Origin of the sequence: Streptomyces sp. BR123, from assembly GCF_013401435.1 — a bacterium.
GTDB lineage: Bacteria > Actinomycetota > Actinomycetes > Streptomycetales > Streptomycetaceae > Streptomyces.
Genome location: NZ_JACBGN010000163.1, coordinates 1 through 16,276 on the forward strand (window position 1 = coordinate 1; position 16,276 = coordinate 16,276).

At 74.5% G+C, this 16,276-nt stretch carries 14 protein-coding genes; 9 read left to right on the top strand and 5 right to left on the bottom strand.

What is annotated here, in order from left to right; translation table 11 throughout:
• The first annotated feature begins 279 nt into the window (after positions 1–279).
• The 7 genes from HYE82_RS22990 (at position 280) to HYE82_RS23020 (ending at position 8,913) form a co-directional block, all read left to right on the top strand.
• Positions 280–972, top strand: a complete 693-nt coding sequence (locus HYE82_RS22990; RefSeq protein WP_179176030.1) for a PadR family transcriptional regulator — start codon at positions 280–282, stop codon at positions 970–972.
• Between the two features lie 26 nt (positions 973–998).
• Positions 999–1,742 carry an ABC transporter ATP-binding protein gene (locus HYE82_RS22995; RefSeq protein ID WP_179176031.1) on the top strand — a complete coding sequence of 248 codons (744 nt, stop codon included), beginning with the start codon at positions 999–1,001 and terminating at the stop codon, positions 1,740–1,742.
• The gene (locus HYE82_RS23000; RefSeq protein WP_309144420.1) at positions 1,739–4,555 is read left to right on the top strand and encodes an FtsX-like permease family protein; all 2,817 of its coding nucleotides are present in this window, start codon (positions 1,739–1,741) and stop codon (positions 4,553–4,555) included. The genes HYE82_RS22995 and HYE82_RS23000 overlap by 4 nt, the downstream gene beginning before the upstream one ends.
• A 94-nt stretch (positions 4,556–4,649) precedes the next feature.
• Positions 4,650–5,189 (top strand): bacterial proteasome activator family protein, encoded by a 540-nt coding sequence (locus HYE82_RS23005; protein ID WP_179176032.1) that lies wholly within the window; start codon positions 4,650–4,652, stop codon positions 5,187–5,189.
• Positions 5,190–5,639: 450 nt separating this feature from the next.
• Positions 5,640–6,518, top strand: coding sequence for an NTP transferase domain-containing protein (locus tag HYE82_RS23010; protein ID WP_179176033.1), 879 nt, complete (start codon positions 5,640–5,642; stop codon positions 6,516–6,518).
• Positions 6,515–7,825 (top strand): molybdopterin molybdotransferase MoeA, encoded by a 1,311-nt coding sequence (locus HYE82_RS23015; protein ID WP_179176034.1) that lies wholly within the window; start codon positions 6,515–6,517, stop codon positions 7,823–7,825. The genes HYE82_RS23010 and HYE82_RS23015 overlap by 4 nt, the downstream gene beginning before the upstream one ends.
• Positions 7,813–8,913 carry a TrkA family potassium uptake protein gene (locus HYE82_RS23020; RefSeq protein ID WP_179176035.1) on the top strand — a complete coding sequence of 367 codons (1,101 nt, stop codon included), beginning with the start codon at positions 7,813–7,815 and terminating at the stop codon, positions 8,911–8,913. The genes HYE82_RS23015 and HYE82_RS23020 overlap by 13 nt, the downstream gene beginning before the upstream one ends.
• A gap of 1 nt (position 8,914) precedes the next feature.
• On the opposite strand, the gene HYE82_RS23025 is transcribed toward HYE82_RS23020, so the two are convergent.
• Positions 8,915–9,484 carry an RICIN domain-containing protein gene (locus HYE82_RS23025; protein ID WP_179176036.1) on the bottom strand — a complete coding sequence of 190 codons (570 nt, stop codon included), beginning with the start codon at positions 9,482–9,484 and terminating at the stop codon, positions 8,915–8,917.
• Positions 9,485–9,634: 150 nt separating this feature from the next.
• Here HYE82_RS23025 and HYE82_RS23030 point away from each other — a divergent pair, with 150 nt between their 5' ends.
• Positions 9,635–10,612 carry an NAD(P)H-quinone oxidoreductase gene (locus HYE82_RS23030; RefSeq protein ID WP_179176037.1) on the top strand — a complete coding sequence of 326 codons (978 nt, stop codon included), beginning with the start codon at positions 9,635–9,637 and terminating at the stop codon, positions 10,610–10,612.
• A 16-nt stretch (positions 10,613–10,628) separates the two neighbouring features.
• Here HYE82_RS23030 and HYE82_RS23035 read toward each other — a convergent pair whose 3' ends face one another.
• Positions 10,629–11,186 carry a TetR family transcriptional regulator gene (locus tag HYE82_RS23035; protein WP_179176038.1) on the bottom strand — a complete coding sequence of 186 codons (558 nt, stop codon included), beginning with the start codon at positions 11,184–11,186 and terminating at the stop codon, positions 10,629–10,631.
• A 76-nt stretch (positions 11,187–11,262) separates the two neighbouring features.
• Between HYE82_RS23035 and HYE82_RS23040 the strand changes: the two genes are divergently transcribed.
• Positions 11,263–12,420, top strand: coding sequence for an FAD-dependent monooxygenase (locus HYE82_RS23040; protein WP_179176039.1), 1,158 nt, complete (start codon positions 11,263–11,265; stop codon positions 12,418–12,420).
• A 43-nt stretch (positions 12,421–12,463) separates the two neighbouring features.
• On the opposite strand, the gene HYE82_RS23045 is transcribed toward HYE82_RS23040, so the two are convergent.
• Genes HYE82_RS23045 through pdhA form a run of 3 tightly spaced genes read right to left on the bottom strand, consistent with a single transcriptional unit; the run spans position 12,464 to position 15,947 of the window.
• A complete protein-coding gene (locus tag HYE82_RS23045; RefSeq protein WP_179176040.1) occupies positions 12,464–13,813 on the bottom strand; it encodes a dihydrolipoamide acetyltransferase family protein in 1,350 nt (449 codons plus the stop codon).
• Positions 13,813–14,781, bottom strand: a complete 969-nt coding sequence (locus HYE82_RS23050; protein ID WP_179176043.1) for an alpha-ketoacid dehydrogenase subunit beta — start codon at positions 14,779–14,781, stop codon at positions 13,813–13,815. Before HYE82_RS23050 ends, HYE82_RS23045 begins: the two co-directional genes overlap by 1 nt.
• Before the next feature lie 26 nt (positions 14,782–14,807).
• On the bottom strand, positions 14,808–15,947 hold the full coding sequence (pdhA, locus tag HYE82_RS23055; protein ID WP_179176041.1) for a pyruvate dehydrogenase (acetyl-transferring) E1 component subunit alpha: 1,140 nt from the start codon (positions 15,945–15,947) through the stop codon (positions 14,808–14,810).
• Between the last annotated feature and the right edge of the window lie 329 nt (positions 15,948–16,276).

Here is a 16,276-nt window from a genome sequence, read left to right on the forward strand (position 1 = left end):
CAGCCGCCCCGCGACCGGCCGCCCACCGCCGATCCGTACCCCGTACTCGCCACCGAGCCCAACGACCGGGCCGCCGACCTGGCCGCGCACCTGCTGCCGCTCGGCACCGGCTTCGCCCTGATGGGGCTGGGGCTGGGCTACCTCGGCGTACGGCTGCGCAAGGGCCTCTGACCTGCGCCGGGGCATACGGATCCCGTCCGCCGCCGCGGAGGCGGACGGCACGCGGACGGTGCGGGAGGCCAGTTGCCGGGAGGAACATACTCGGTATACACACTCGGTATGTCGATCCGCCACGGCCTTCTCGCCCTGCTGGAACAAGGACCCCGGTACGGCTCCCAGCTGCGCACCGAGTTCGAATCCCGCACCGGCTCCACCTGGCCGCTCAACGTCGGGCAGGTGTACACCACCCTCGCCCGCCTGGAACGCGACGGGCTCGTCGCCCCCGGCGGCGAGGACACCGCCGGCCACACCCTCTACGCCATCACCGAGACCGGCCGCGCCGAACTGCGCGAGTGGTACGCGCGCCCCGTCGACCGCGCCAGCCCGCCCCGCGACGAGCTGTCCATCAAGCTGGCCATGGCCGTGGGCGCGCCCGGCGTGGACATCCGCGCCGTCATCCAGGCCCAGCGCCACGCCACGATCAAGGCGATGCAGGACTACACCCGGCTCAAGGTGCAGGCCCTCGCCGCCGTCGAGGAGGGCGACTCCCGCGAACGCGACGACGTCGCCTGGCTCCTGGTCCTCGAACAGCTGATCTTCCAGACGGAGGCCGAGGCCCGCTGGCTCGACCACAGCGAGTCCCGGCTCGTCCGGCTCTCCCTGACGGCCGACCGGAGAGCCGAACCCACCCCGTCCCAGGCCACCGAACGCGCCGCCGAACCCAGCCCGCCCCAGGCCACCGAACGCGCCGTCGGCCCCGCCGCCGACGCCGCCGCCCCGCAGCCCCGCGCCGCCCGCTCCCCGCGGAGCTGACGACACCGCCGTCCCAGGGGGGACCCATGACCGACCAGCGCCCCGCACAACCCGTACTCCAGCTCGAGAACCTCGTCCGCACCCACGGCACCGGAGCCACCGAGGTGCACGCCCTGCGCGGCGTCGACCTCGCCGTCCACCCCGGCGAACTCGTCGCCGTCATGGGTCCCTCGGGCTCCGGCAAGTCCACACTGCTCACCCTCGCCGGCGGCCTCGACCGGCCCACCGGCGGCCGCGTCCTCGTCGAGGGCACCGACATCACCGCCGCGAACCGCAGGCAGCTCGCCGCCCTGCGCCGCCGCAGCATCGGCTACGTCTTCCAGGACTACAACCTGATCCCGGCCCTCACCGCCGCCGAGAACGTCGCCCTGCCGCTCGAACTCGACGGGGTATCCGCCCGCAAGGCCCGGGCCGCCGCCCTCGCCGCCCTGGAGGAGATGGAACTCGGCGCGACAGCCGACCGGTTCCCCGACGAGATGTCCGGCGGCCAGCAGCAGCGCGTGGCCATCGCCCGCGCCCTCGTCGGCGACCGCCGCCTGGTCCTCGCCGACGAACCCACCGGCGCCCTCGATTCCGAGACCGGCGAATCCGTCCTCGCCCTGCTCCGCTCGCGCTGCGACGCGGGAGCCGCCGGCATCCTCGTCACCCACGAACCCCGGTTCGCCGCCTGGGCCGACCGCGTGGTCTTCCTGCGCGACGGCAGCATCGTCGACTCGACCCTGCGCAGCCACGCCGAATCGCTGCTGTCCGGGCAGGCGGGCCGGCCGTGAAGGCGTACCACTCCTGGGTCGCGGCCCTCCGCATCGCCCGCCGCGACGCCTGGCGTTCCAAGGGCCGCAGCTCCCTCGTCCTCGCGATGATCGCCCTGCCGATCATCGGGGTCAGCGCGGCGGACCTGACGCTGCGCAGCGCCGAGCTCTCCCCCGCCGAGACCGTCACGCGCCGGATGGGTGCCGCCGATGCCGTCCTGACCTCCTCGGGCATGGGCGCACCCATCTACCAGAAGCCCGACGGCGACGGCTTCTCGCCCGTCGGCGGCTCCGTCTCCGGGGAGCCGCCCGAGCCGGAACCCCAGCAGCTGACGTCCGTGATCCCGGCCGGTGCCCTGTCCCTCAAGGACAGCAGCGGCCACGCCAAGGTCCGCACCCGGTACGGGCTCCTCGACACCCGGCTGCGCGAGGTCGACCTGTCCAGCCCGCTGGTCAAGGGCATGGTCGCCATGGACCGTGGCCGGGCGCCCGAGGAAGCCGGCGAGGTCGTCGCCACCAACGCCTTCCTGAAGGCCTCCGGCCTGTTCGTCGGCTCGCAGTTCACGCCCCGCGGATCGAGCACCTGGTACCGGGTCGTGGGCGCGTACGAGCTGCCCTCGGAGCTCGACATGCACGAGGTCATCGCCCCGCCCGGCACCCTGCTGGCCCCGCTCGACAAGGAGCTCCGGGCCGCCGGAGTGCCCGGGGTGGTCGCCCACGACGCGTACCTCGTGCGGACCGGGCCCGAAGGTTTCACGTGGAACATGGTCAAGGCGGCCAACACCAAGGGCGTGCTGGTCAGGTCCCGTGCCGTGACCCTGGACCCGCCGGCCGAGGACGACGTCCCCCTGTACGCCCACATGGTGAGCATCGGCGACGACGGACCGCCACAGCTGCCGGGCAGCGAAAGGGCCGTCCTCGCCACGGTCGTCGGCCTCGCCATGCTGGAGATCTGCCTGCTGGCCGGGCCCGCCTTCGCGGTCGGCGCCCGCCGCTCGCACCGCCGGCTCGGGCTCGTCGGCGCCAACGGCGGCGACCGGCGCCACATCCGGGCCATCGTCCTCTCCGGCGGCCTGGTCATCGGCGCCGCGGCCGCCGTCCTCGGCACGGCGACCGGCATGCTGCTCACCGTGGCCCTGCGGCCGCTGCTGGAGGAGTACGTCGGCGTGCGTTTCGGCAGCTTCGACGTCCGCCCGCTGGAGATCGCCGGGATCGCCCTGCTCGCCGTCGTGACCGGCCTGTCGGCCGCGGCCGTCCCGGCCGTCAGCGCCTCCCGCCAGCCCGTCCTGGCCTCGCTGACCGGCCGGCGCGGAATTCGCCGGGCCAACCGCGTCCTGCCCTTCGTGGGGCTCGCGGCCGTCGTCCTCGGCGCCGCGATCGCCCTCCTCGGCGCCACCGGGACGGGCTGGGGCATCGTCGTGGGCGGCAGTGCCCTCGCCGAGCTCGGCCTGGTCGCCCTCACCCCGGTGCTGGTCGGCCTGTTCGGGCGGCTCGGGCGCCGGCTGCCCCTGTCGCCGCGGCTCGCGCTGCGCGACGCGGTGCGCAACCGGGGCCGTACCGCGCCCGCCGTGGCCGCCGTCATGGCCGCCGTCGCCGGAACCGTCGCGATCGCCGTCTACGAGCAGAGCCACCAGGCGCAGGCCCGGTTCGAGTACGTCGCCGAACTGCCGCCGGGCTCCGGCCGGGTGGAGCTGCACGAGTCCGGACATCAGAAGGCCATGACGGCCGTGCGCGAGGCCGTGAGCCGCGAACTCCCACTGGCCGTGCGGGCGGACGTGGACCGCGTCCATGTCGGCCCGCCCGACTGCGAACAGGAGGCGAGCGGCGACGGATGCGGCCGGGCCGAGGTCATCCGGCCCAAGGAACAGCGCTGCCCGCTCTACACGGGCGGCAGGGAACCGTCCTCCTTCACCGAGGCGGAGCGCCGGGCCCTGCTCCGGGACCGGCGGTGCGTCCCGACCCGGCACTCCACTCTGTACCCCCTGGTCGTCTCGGACGAGAAGCTGCTGGCCACGCTCGCCGTCACCGACCCCGGCGCGGTCTCCGCGCTGAAGTCGGGGCAGGCCGTCTCGTTCGACCGGCGCAACGTCACCGACGGTCGGGTCACGGTGCGGCTGATCAGCAGCGAGGCGGACCGTGCGGTCAGCGGGCCGAGCGAGGACGCCCCCGGCGAGGACAAGGTGTTCGCCGTGCACCAGGCGCCCGAGGGCGTCGACGGCTACGGCATCGAGCTCGTCCTGCCGCCGTCCGCCGCCCGGGCGGCCGGGCTCGCCACCCAGCCGTTCGCCTCGTACTTCACCCTGGACGGGGCGGCCACCGACCGGCAGCGGCAGCAGCTCGCCGCGCAGATCGACAGGATCGGCGTCGAGGCGCCCGTCCGGATCGAGTCCGGCTACCAGGGCGGCGACAGCGTGGTCCTGCTCGCGCTGACCGTCTTCGCCGGCCTGGTCACCCTCGGCGCCGCGGGCATCGCGACGGGGCTCGCCCAGACCGACGCCGAAGCCGACTTGAAGACCCTGTCGGCGGTGGGAGCGGCCCCCGGGGTGCGGCGGGCCTTCAGCGGCTTCCAGTGCGGCATGGTGGCCCTCATGGGCGTCGTCCTGGGCATCGCATCCGGATTGCTGCCCGCGATCGGTCTGCGGCTCTTCCAGCGGCGCGACGCGGAGCACCACCTGGCGACCTCGGGCGGCCCGGACGACGTCGTCCATGTGCCCATCGTCCTGCCGTGGGAGACCTTCGGCACACTGCTGGTCCTGGTCCCGCTGGGCGCCGCCCTGCTGGCCGCCCTCGTGACGCGGTCCCACGGCGGGTTCGCGCGGCGCGCAGCCGCCTGACGGTCACCCGGTGTTGCCGCCCCCGTACAGGGTGGATCACGCCCGCACGGGGGCACACCGTCTGAGAACCCAGGTGTGCGAGAGAATGACAGGCATGGAGATGCCGAGGAGTGAACGGTCGCAGGACAGTCCCCCGCACGTCCTGATCGTGGGACAGGACGGGATGGCGGTCGGCGGCGCCGATGACGAGTCGCGCGAGGTCCCGGTGACGGAAATGGTCGAACAGCCCGCCAAGGTCATGCGGATCGGCAGCATGATCAAGCAACTTCTGGAAGAAGTCCGTGCCGCGCCTCTGGACGAGGCCAGCCGGGTCCGCCTGAAGGACATCCACGCCGCTTCGGTCAAGGAGCTGGAGGACGGCCTGGCTCCGGAGCTCGTCGAGGAACTGGAGCGGCTCTCCCTTCCGTTCACCGAGGAGACGGTGCCGTCCGAGGCGGAACTGCGCATCGCCCAGGCCCAGTTGGTGGGCTGGCTGGAAGGCCTCTTCCACGGCATCCAGACCGCCCTGTTCGCGCAGCAGATGGCCGCGCGGGCCCAACTGGAGCAGATGCGCCGGGCCTTGCCGGCGGGCGCACCCCACGACGACGACGAGGACGGCCCGCAGCGACCCGTCCGCTCGGGACCGTACCTGTAACCACGCACAGGCGGCGACGCCACGCGGGCGGGGCCGGAATCCTCCGGCCCCGCCCTTTCACATTCCCGCCTGCGGCCGGGACCGCAGGCCCGGCGCCCCGGCTCCGGCTCGCAGGTCCGGCGCCCGGCTCCGGACCCGCCGCAGATCCGGGTAGGGGGTCCGGTGCCGCTGTTCCGGACCCGCCCCAGGTCCGGTCCGGGTAGCGGTCCGGCATCCCGGTTCCAGCCCCCGGAGTCCGGTCCCGGCCGCGGGTCCGATCCGGTCACACATCCGGTCCCGGGCGCAGGGCCGGTCCCGGGCGCAGGGCCGGTCCCGGGCGCAGGGCCGGTCCCGGGCGCAGGGCCGGTCCCGGGCGCAGGGCCGGTCCCGGGCGCAGGGCCGGTCCCGGGCGCAGGGCCGTGTGGTAAGTGCGGTTCTCCGGCAGGGACATGCACCGCGCATACTCGGGGCATGAGCTACGACGCGATCGTCCTAGCCGGCGGCGCCGCGCGGCGACTCGGCGGCGCCGACAAGCCGGGTCTGCGCGTGGGCGGGCGGACCCTGCTCGACCGCGTCCTCGACGCCTGCGCCGACGCGGCGGCCACCGTGGTGGTCGGGGACCGCCGGCCCACCGCGCGTCCGGTCCGCTGGGCCCGGGAGAACCCGCCCGGCGCCGGGCCCGTGGCCGCCCTCGACGCCGGGCTGCGGCAGACCACGGCCGAACTGGTCCTCGTCCTCTCCGCCGACCTTCCGTTCCTCGGCCCGGCCACGGTCCGGGCCCTGCTCGCAGCGGCCGGCGCGGAGTACCCGGAGGGCGCCCTGCTGCGCGACCGCACCGGACGCGACCAGCCCCTCGTCGCCGCTTACCGGGCCGAGCCGCTGCGCCGCGAGATCGCCCTCCTGGCCGCCGAACACGGCACCCTCTCCGGCCTGCCCCTGCGCGCCCTCACCGCCGAGCTGCGGCTGGCTCACGTGACGGACACCGAGCCGCTCGCCTCCTTCGACTGCGACACCTGGGAGGATCTTGCTTCAGCCCGCGCCAGGATCAGGGAGCATGGAACCGTGCTGGAGCAATGGATCACCGCCGCCAAGGCCGAGCTCGGCATCGACGTGGACGTCGACACCAAGGCCCTGCTCGACCTCGCCCGTGACGCCGCCCACGGCGTCGCCCGGCCCGCCGCCCCGCTGACCACCTTCCTGGTCGGCTACGCGGCGGCCCGCGCCGAAGCCGCCGGAGAGGACCCGGCCGCCGCCGTCGCGGAGGCCTCCCGCAAGGCCGCCGACCTCGCACTGCGCTGGGCCGCCGAGACCGGGGGCGGCGCCGAGTCCGGAAAGAGCACCCCGGGATGAGCCCCACCGACTCCGAGCACGCCATGGAGGCCCTCGACGAGGCCCTCGCCCTGGTCAGCCGCACCCCCGCGGGCGGCGTCAACCCGGGTTCCGGCGGACACCGCGCCCTCGGCTGGGTGCAGGCCCGCGAAGCCGCCGTCCGCGCCGGATCCGGTGTCCGGGCCCGCATCCACCGCGTGCCGCTGGCCGAGGCGCTCGGGGAGGTGCTGGACCAGCCCCTGGAGGCCCTGACCGACCTGCCGTCCTTCGACACCTCCGCCATGGACGGCTGGGCCGTCGCCGGGCCCGGCCCCTGGACCGTCCGCCCCGGCGAAGGGGTGCTGGCCGGCGACGGACGCCCCGAACCGCTGGCCGACGGGGAGGCCGTACGGATCGCCACCGGCGCCCGGATCCCCCACGACACCACAGCCGTGCTCCGCAGCGAGCACTCCCGGGAGTCCGGCTCCCAGGTCTACGCCGACGGGCCCGTGCAGACCGGCCAGGACATCCGCCCGCGCGGCCAGGAGTGCCGCTCCGGCGATCTGATGCTGCCCGCCGGCTCCCTCGTCACCCCGGCCGTGCTCGGCCTCGCCGCGGCCGCCGGGTACGACGAGCTCGCCACCCGGCCCCGACCCCGCGTGGAGGTCCTGGTCCTCGGCGACGAACTGCTCACCGAGGGCCGCCCGCACGACGGCCTGATCCGAGACGCCCTCAGCCCCATGCTCGGCCCCTGGCTGACCCGGATCGGCGCCGAGGTCACCGGCACCCGCCGGATCGGCGACGACCCGGCCGGGGCCGAGGCCCTGCTGGACGCCGTCACCGGCTCCGACGCGGACGTGGTCATCACCACCGGCGGCACCGCCTCCGGGCCCGTGGACCACGTCCACCCAGTCCTGCGCCGGGCCGGGGCAGAGATGCTGGTCGACGGGGTGGCCGTACGCCCCGGACACCCGATGCTGCTGGCCCGGCTCGGCGACCGGACCGAGGGTCGGCACCTCGTCGGGCTGCCCGGCAACCCGCTCGCCGCCGTCTCGGGCCTGCTGACCCTCGCCGAACCGCTGCTGCGCGCCCTCGCCGGCCGCCGGCAGCGCCCCCGGTATGCCGTCCCCCTCCAGGGCGGCATCCCGGGCCACCCGAACGACACCCGGCTCGTCCCGGTCCTGCTGACCGATGAGCACGCCGTGCCGCTGCGCTACAACGGCCCCGCGATGCTGCGCGGCATCGCCGCCGCCGACGCGCTGGCCGTCGTACCGCCGCACGGCGCGCGGGCGGGGCAGGATCTGGAGATCCTCGACCTGCCCTGGGTCTCGGGAGGATGTTTCACGTGAAACTCCCCGGCCACGACGCGATCGCCCGGGAAGCGGGCGAGAACCTCGTCTCGCGCCGCGTCCAACTGCCCCGGCGGGTGGTGGAGAAGCCGATCCGGCAGGTCGTGAAGCGCGTGCTGATGGCCCTGTTCGTGCTGTGCCTCACGGTCCTGATCGTCTGGCTCGACCGCGGCGGCTACCACGACAACGCGAACGGCAAGGTCGACTTCCTCGACTGCGTCTACTACGCCACCGTGACCCTGTCGACGACCGGCTACGGCGACATCGTCCCGTACAGCGACAGCGCCCGGCTGGTCAACATCCTGCTGATCACTCCGCTGCGGGTGCTCTTCCTGATCATCCTGGTCGGGACCACCCTGGAAGTGCTGACCGAGAAGACCAGGGAAGAGTGGCGGCTGGGCCGCTGGAGGAAGAACTTGCGCGAGCACACGGTCGTCGTCGGCTTCGGCACCAAGGGCCGCTCCGCCCTGCTGACCCTGCTGGCCACCGGCCTCAAGAAGGACCGGGTCGTCATCGTGGACCCCAGCTCCAAGGTGATCGACACGGCCAACGCGGAGGGCTACACGGGCGTGGTGGGTGACGCGACCCGCTCCGACGTCCTGCTCCGCGCCGAGGTGCACAAGGCCCGTCAGGTCATCGTCGCCACCCAGCGGGACGACACGGCGGTCCTGGTCACGCTGACGGCACGACAGCTCAACCGCGGCGCGAAGATCGTGGCCGCGGTCCGTGAGGAGGAGAACGCCCCGCTGCTGCGCCAGTCGGGCGCGGACGCCGTCATCACGAGCGCGAGCGCGGCCGGGCGACTGCTGGGGCTCTCGGTCCTGAGCCCCAGCGCCGGCACGGTCATGGAGGACCTGATCCAACAGGGCAGCGGGCTGGACATCATGGAGCGGCCGGTCAACAAGTCCGAGGTGGGCCGCAGTGTGCGGGAGACCGACGACCTGGTGGTCAGCGTGCTCCGCGGCCACCGGCTGATCCCGTACGACGACCCGCACGCGAGCCCGCTCCAGCTGACGGACCGTCTCATCACCATCGTCCGCGCGGTACCGCCCGCCTCCCCGGCCGATATCGGCAGCGCGGGGCAGTAGGTCATCCCGCCAGGCGCAGGCTCCACCGGCGCGACGGGTGCGCATCGCAGTCGTACTGCACGAGCCCCACGTTGTTGTCGGTGGAGGCCCCGCCGGCCACGGTCATGCACAGGCCGGTGCCGGCGTTGACGATCTGGTAAGAGCCGCTCGTGCTGTCCCAGTTGGTGATCCGCCACCGGCGCGAGGGGTGGGTGTCGCAGGTGAACTGGACGAGCCCGACGTTGTTCTCCTGGGATTCGCCGCCGGCGACGGTCGCGCACCTGTCGGTCTGGTCGTTGTAGATCCGGTACGAGCGGCCGTTGTAGTCGGTGAGGACCCATCGCCGCGACGGGTGCGTGTCGCAGGTGAACTGGACGAGCTCGATGTTGTTGGCCGTGGAGACGCCGCCGGCGACGGTGACGCACTTGGCGGTCTGCATGTTGACGAGTTGGAACGAGGCTCCCGACACCGGACCCGGGTCGGCGGGCGCCGCAGGGTAGGCCACCGCGGGAACGGGGAGCAGCATGAGGCCGCCGGCCGCGAGGGCCGTCGCAGCCGTCGTCAGTCGGCGAACGCGGGGGGACGTGCGCATGGGAGTGCCCCTCTCTCGATACCGCGAGAAAGGCGCCGGCGTCGCGTGGGGCGGGCCCGCCGGCGGCCGCTGATCAAGGTCGGACGCCCCTCCCACTATCCGTTCCCGTGCCGGGGCCCGCAACCGCGGAGTTGGCGTACGCTCCGGGCCATGCATGCGATCTCCATCGAGCAGCCCGGCGGCCCCGAGGCCCTCGTCTGGGCCGAGGCCCCCGACCCGGTGCCCGGCGAGGGCGAGGTCCTCGTCGACGTCGTGGCGAGCGCCGTCAACCGCGCCGACGTCCTGCAGCGCCAGGGTTTCTACAACCCGCCGCCCGGCGCCTCGCCCCATCCGGGCCTGGAGTGCTCGGGGCGGATCTCCGCGGTCGGCCCCGGCGTCTCCGGCTGGGCCGTCGGCGACGAGGTGTGCGCGCTGCTCAGCGGCGGCGGGTACGCCGAGCGGGTGGCCGTGCCGGCGGGCCAGCTGCTGCCCGTCCCGGAGGGCGTGGACCTGGTGACGGCGGCGGCCCTGCCGGAGGCGGCCTGCACGGTCTGGTCGAACCTGTTCATGGTGGCCCGCGTGCGGCCCGGCGAGACCGTGCTGGTGCACGGCGGCTCGAGCGGCATCGGCACGATGGCGATCCAGCTGGCGAAGGCCGTCGGCGCGACGGTGGCGGTGACGGCCGGCGGCCCCGAGAAGCTGGCCCGCTGCAAGGAGCTGGGCGCGGACGTCCTGATCGACTACCGCGAGCAGGACTTCGTGGCGGAGGTGCGGGCCGCGACGGGCGGCGCCGGGGCCGACGTGATCCTGGACATCATCGGGGCGAAGTACCTGGCGCGGAACGTCGACGCCCTCGCCGTGAACGGGCGGCTCGCGGTCATCGGGCTGCAGGGCGGGGCGAAGGCCGAACTGAACCTGGGCACCCTCCTGTCGAAGCGGGCGGCGATCGCCGGGACCACGCTGCGGGCCCGCCCGTCGGCCGAGAAGGCGGCCATCGTCGCGGCCGTGCGGGAGCACGTGTGGCCCCTGGTGGCGGCGGGCCGGATCCGCCCGGTCGTGCATGCCGTGTACCCCGTCCGGGAGGCGGCCGAGGCCCACCGGACGATGGAGTCGAGCACGCACGTGGGCAAGCTCCTGCTGACCATGTGAGCGTCCGGCGGGGCGGCTACCTGAGGGCGGCGGCGACGAGCCCCTCCAGGGCGTCGACGGGGACCTCGGTGCCCTGGACCAAGTGCTCGAAGACCAGCCCGTCCACGCAGACCAGCAGGGTCTGGGTACGGGCGTCCACGTCGGGTGCGCCGTGTGCTGCCAGGAAGGCCCGTACGGCCGCCCGGCCGGCGTTGTCGCGGGGGACGAGGATGCCGCGGAGCTCGGTGTCCCGGACGCTCTCCAGGACGCAGGCGGCGCGGGCCAGCGAGCGCCGCCGTCCCTCGCCGGTGAGCCGGGCCCGGGTCAGCGCGGCCAGGCCGTCGACGAGTTCGGCGGGGGTGCGCAGCGGGGGCGTGTGCTCGCCGGCGGCCTGCAGTTCGGCCTGGTCCCGGGCCACGAGACGGCGTACGAGGGCCGTCAGCAGGGCGGCGCGGGTCCGGAAGTAGGCCGAGGTGGTGCCGTCGGGCAGTCCGGCGGCGCGGTCCACCGCGCGGTGGGTCAGGCCGCGCATGCCCGCGTCGGCCAGGACCTCGATGGCGGCGTCGGCCAGGACGGTGCGTCGTTCTTCACTCACCCCCCTTTTCTACACCTGTAGAAGGCCCGGGGTACGCTGCGCCCCACGGCTTCTACATCTGTAGAAAGAGGTGCTCATGGACGGCAGGGCTCTGGTCATAGGTGGCGGCATCGGCGGCCTCGCGGCGGCGATCGGCCTGTACCGCACGGGCTGGGAGGTGACCGTGCTGGAGCGGTCGGCGGTCCTCGAGGACGCGGGCGCCGGCATCTCGCTCGCCGCGAACGGCATCCGCGCCCTCGACGCGCTCGGTGTCGGCGGGGCCGTCCGCGCGGCCGCCCGCCGCCAGTACACCGGCGGGACCCGCACCCCGGACGGGCGCCCGCTGTCCCGGATGGACGGCGCCGCCCTGGAGCGCGCCCTCGGCATCCCCATGACCGGCATCCCGCGCGCCGAGCTCCACCGCCTGCTGCGCGAGGCCCTGCCCCCCGGCTGCCTGCGCACCGGCGTGACCGGCTCGATCGACACGCACCTCGGCGAGGGGCCCGGCGGGCGGCCCGGTCCGGTGCCCGATGTGGTGGTCGCGGCCGACGGGGTGCGCAGCGGGGTCCGTGCGCGGCTCTTCCCGGCCCACCCGGGCCCCGTCTACAGCGGCTCCACGGTGCTGCGCGCCATCACGGCCGAACCGGTCTCCCTGGACACCGACTTCGAGCTCACCTGGGGCCCGGGCGCGGAGTTCGGGCACATCGCGTTCACCGACGGCCGGGCCGAATGGCACGCCGTGATGGCCGCCCCGGCGGGCGTCCGCCACGCGGATCCCCTGGCCGCGCTGCGGCGGCGGTTCGCGCACTGGCCGGAGCCGGTCGCCCGGCTGCTGGCGGCCACCCGCCCCGAGGACCTGCTGCACCACGACATCCACGAGTTGGCGACCCCGCTGCCGGCCTACACCGCGGGACGGGTGGCCCTGCTCGGGGACGCCGCGCACGCGATGACGCCGAATCTGGGACAAGGCGCCTGCCAGGCCCTGGAGGACGCGGTCACCCTGGCCGCCGAACTGGCCGCCGCCCCGGACGTGGAGACGGCACTGGCCCGCTACGACGCCGTACGCCGGCCCCGCAGCCAGGCCGTGGCCCGCGCGGCGCGCCGGGCCGGCCTGCTCGGCCACCGGCTCTCCCACCCGGTGGCGGTGTCCCTGCGCAACGGCGCGCTGCGCCTGGCCCCCTCCGGGGCCGTGGTCCGCGGCATCCTGAGGCACGCGGACTGGACACCGCCGCGGCTCCCGGCGCGGGCCGGGTGACCCGTACCCCCGCCGGGAGCCGCGGTGGTGCCGCCACGGGCGGCTAGAGCGAGCGCAGCAGTACCGCCGGGGACTCCACGCAGTCGGCCACGTACCGCAGGAAACCGCCCGCGGCCCCGCCGTCGCAGACCCGGTGGTCGAACGTGAGGGACAGCTGGACCACCTGGCGGACCGCCAGCTCGCCCCGGTGCACCCACGGCTTGGGGATGATCCGGCCCACACCGAGCATCGCCGCCTCCGGGTGGTTGATGATCGGCGTCGACCCGTCCACCCCGAACACCCCGTAGTTGTTCAGCGTGAACGTGCCGCCCGTGAGGTCCGACGGGGCCAGCTTCCCGGTCCGCGCCAGCTCCGTCATCCGGGCGAACTCCGCCGTCAGCGACTCGGCGCTGCGCCCCTGGGCGTCGCGCACGACCGGCACGACCAGGCCGCGTTCGGTCTGGGCGGCGAAGCCGAGGTGCACGGCGGGCAGCCGGACGATCTCGTTCGCCGCCAGGTCCACGGTGGAATTGAGCTCCGGGTAGCGGGCGAGCGCCGCGGTGCAGATCCGGGCCAGCAGCGCGAGCACCGAGACCTTCGGGCCGCCCGCTGCGTTCATCGCCGCCCGGGCCGCCATCAGCTCGGTCGCGTCGGCGTCGACCCAGCACGTCGCGTCCGGGATCTCCCGGCGGCTGCGCGAGAGCTTGTCGGCCACCGCGCCGCGCAGCCCCTTGAGCGGGATGCGCTCGCCGGCCGCCGCGACGGGAGCGGCCGCCGCCGGGGCGGGGGCCGCGGCCGGAGCCTTGAGCGCCGCCTCGACGTCCGCGCGCAGGATCAGGCCCTCGGGGCCGGAGCCGCGCAGGGCGCGCAGGTCGATCCCGTGGTCCCGGGCGAGCTTGCGCACCAGGGGCGAGATGACCGGCACGGGCCCGGGGACCAGGGCCGGGGCGGCAACGGCCACCGGAGCCGGAGCCGGGGCCGCGGCAGCAGCGGTTCCGGGCCGGGATACGGCCGCGGGGGCGGGAGCCGGCGCGGCGGAGCCCGGTCGCACCCGCCTCCGACGCGCCGGGCGGGAGTGGTCCGTGCCGTAGCCGACCAGGACGTTGCCGGAACCGGAAGCCTCCGTCTCCGCGCCCTCACCGGCCACGGCGGCCGCATCGGCCGCACCCGCACCCACCGCCACGGTGATCAGCGGTGCCCCGACGGGGAGTTCCGTGCCCTCCTCCCCGAAGCGGGCGGTGACCACACCGCCGTAGGGGCACGGCACCTCCACCATCGCCTTGGCCGTCTCGACCTCGACCACCGGCTGGTCGACGGCGACGACGTCGCCGACCGCCACCAGCCAGCGGACGATCTCGGCCTCGGTCAGCCCCTCCCCGAGGTCGGGGAGCTTGAACTCCATTACCTGCGCCATCAGTTCTCCCACTGCAGGCGGGCCACGGTGTCCAGGATCCTGTCCACACCGGGCAGGTGGTGCTTCTCCAGCATCGGCGGCGGGTACGGGATGTCGAAGCCCGTGACACGCAGCACCGGCGCCTCCAGGTGGTGGAAGCACTTCTCCTGGATGCGGGCGGCGAGCTCCGCGCCCGGTCCGCCGAAGCCGTTCGCCTCGTGCACCACGACCGCGCGGCCGGTACGGCGTACGGCGGCCATGACGGTGTCCTCGTCGAGCGGTACCAGCGAGCGCAGGTCGAGGACCTCCAGGTCCCAGCCCTCCTCGCGGGCGGCCTCGGCCGCCTCCAGGCACACCGGGAGGGAGGGCCCGTACGTGATCAGCGTCGCGCTCGTGCCCGTGCGCCGGACCCTCGCCGTGCCGATGCCCGGTACGGCGGCGGGCGCCTCGGGGTTCCAGTCGGCCTTCGACCAGTACAGCCGCTTCGGCTCCAGGAAGACCACCGGGTCGTCGCTCGCGATCGACGCGCGCAGCAGCCCGTACGCGTCCTCGACGGTCGCCGGGGTCACCACGTGCAGGCCGGGGGTGGCGATGTAGTACGCCTCGGAGGAGTCGCTGTGGTGCTCCACGCCGCCGATCCCGCCGCCGTAGGGCACGCGGATGGTGATCGGCAGCGGCATCGCGCCGCGCGTGCGGTTGCGCATGCGCGCCACGTGCGAGATGAGCTGCTCGAACGCCGGGTAGGCGAACGCGTCGAACTGCATCTCGACGACCGGTCGCAGCCCGTACATGGCCATGCCGACCGCGGTGCCGAGGATGCCGGCCTCCGCGAGCGGGGTGTCCGTGCAGCGGTCCTCGCCGAACTCCTTCGCGAGGCCGTCCGTGATGCGGAAGACGCCGCCGAGGGTGCCGACGTCCTCACCCATGACGTGGACCGTCGGGTCCTCCGCCATGGCGTCGCGCATGGCCCGGTTCAGGGCCTGCGCCATCGTCGCGGGCTTCGCCGCCACCGTGGTCACGACTGCTCCTCCGCATCGAGCTCGGCCCGCAGCATGTCCGCCTGCTCGCGCAGCCGACCGGTCTGCTCCGCGTAGACGTGCTCGAACAGGTCCATCGGGTTCAGGATGACCGGGTCCGCGTTCATCCGCTCGCGCAGGGCGGCCGCCATCTGCTCGGCCGCCTCCTTGGCTGCCGCGATGCCCTCCGCGTCGAGGACGCCGCGGGCGGTCAGCTCGCGCTCCAGCAGGTCCACCGGGTCGTGGGCCTTCCACGCCTCGACCTCGGCGTCGCCGCGGTAGCGGGTCGCGTCGTCGGCGTTCGTGTGCGCTTCCATGCGGTACGTGACGGCCTCGATCAGCGTCGGGCCGCCGCCGGACCGGGCCCGCCGGACCGCCTCGGACAGAACCTCGTGGACCGCGGCGATGTCGTTGCCGTCGACGAGGCGGCCGGGCATGCCGTAGCCGACGGCCTTGTGGGCCAGGGTCGGGGCGGCGGTCTGCTTGGCGAGCGGGACGGAGATGGCGAAGCCGTTGTTCTGGACGAGGAAGACCACCGGGGCCTGCCAGACGGCCGCGAAGTTCAGGGCCTCGTGGAAGTCGCCCTCGCTGGTGCCGCCGTCGCCGATCATGGCGAGGGCGACGACGTCGTCTCCGCGCAGCCGCGCGGCGTGCGCCAGGCCCACCGCGTGCGGCAGCTGGGTGGCGAGCGGGGTCGACAGCGGGGCGATCCGGTGCTCGCGGGGGTCGTAGCCGGTGTGCCAGTCGCCGCGCAACAGGGTCAGCGCCTGTACGGGGTCCAGGCCGCGGGCCACGGCCGCGAGGGTGTCGCGGTAGCTGGGGAAGAGCCAGTCCTGCTCCTGGAGGACCAGTGCGGCCGCGATCTCGCAGGCCTCCTGGCCGACCGTGGAGGGGTACACCGCGAGGCGGCCCTGCCGGGTGAGGGCCGTGGCCTGCGCGTTGTAACGACGCCCGCGCACCAGTTCGGCGTAGCAGCGGCGCATCAGCTCGGGGTCGAGCTTCTCGGCGGCCGGCGTGCCCAGCACCCGGTACGGCTCGGGGTCCGGGAGCAGCGGGGCGGGGTCCGTACGCGGACTCCAGGCGGGCGGCGTGGCGGATCGGTGGGACGCCCCGGCACCGGGCAGCTCTTGGACCGTCATGGCGGCGTACACCTCCTCTTGGGAAGCGGGCAGGGGGCACCTCGGGGCTGTGAGGCGCCTCACCAACCGATTGTTCGGTCGATGGCGCAATTTGGCTACAGGCGGCGTCAGGCTGTGGACAAACTGGCGCCGGGGGCCTGGGATGGATGCAGGACGTCCAGGACAGGGAGGCAGTGGGCAATGCCGGATGAACAAATGGCCGCAGGCGTATCCGCACCGGTCCCGGCGGGGGGCTCCCCCTCCGTCCCACCGACCCCTGTCCCTTATACACATCGGACGCTGCCGACGATCTCAACAGTGGAGATCTCGGATATAGATGTGTCGCTACA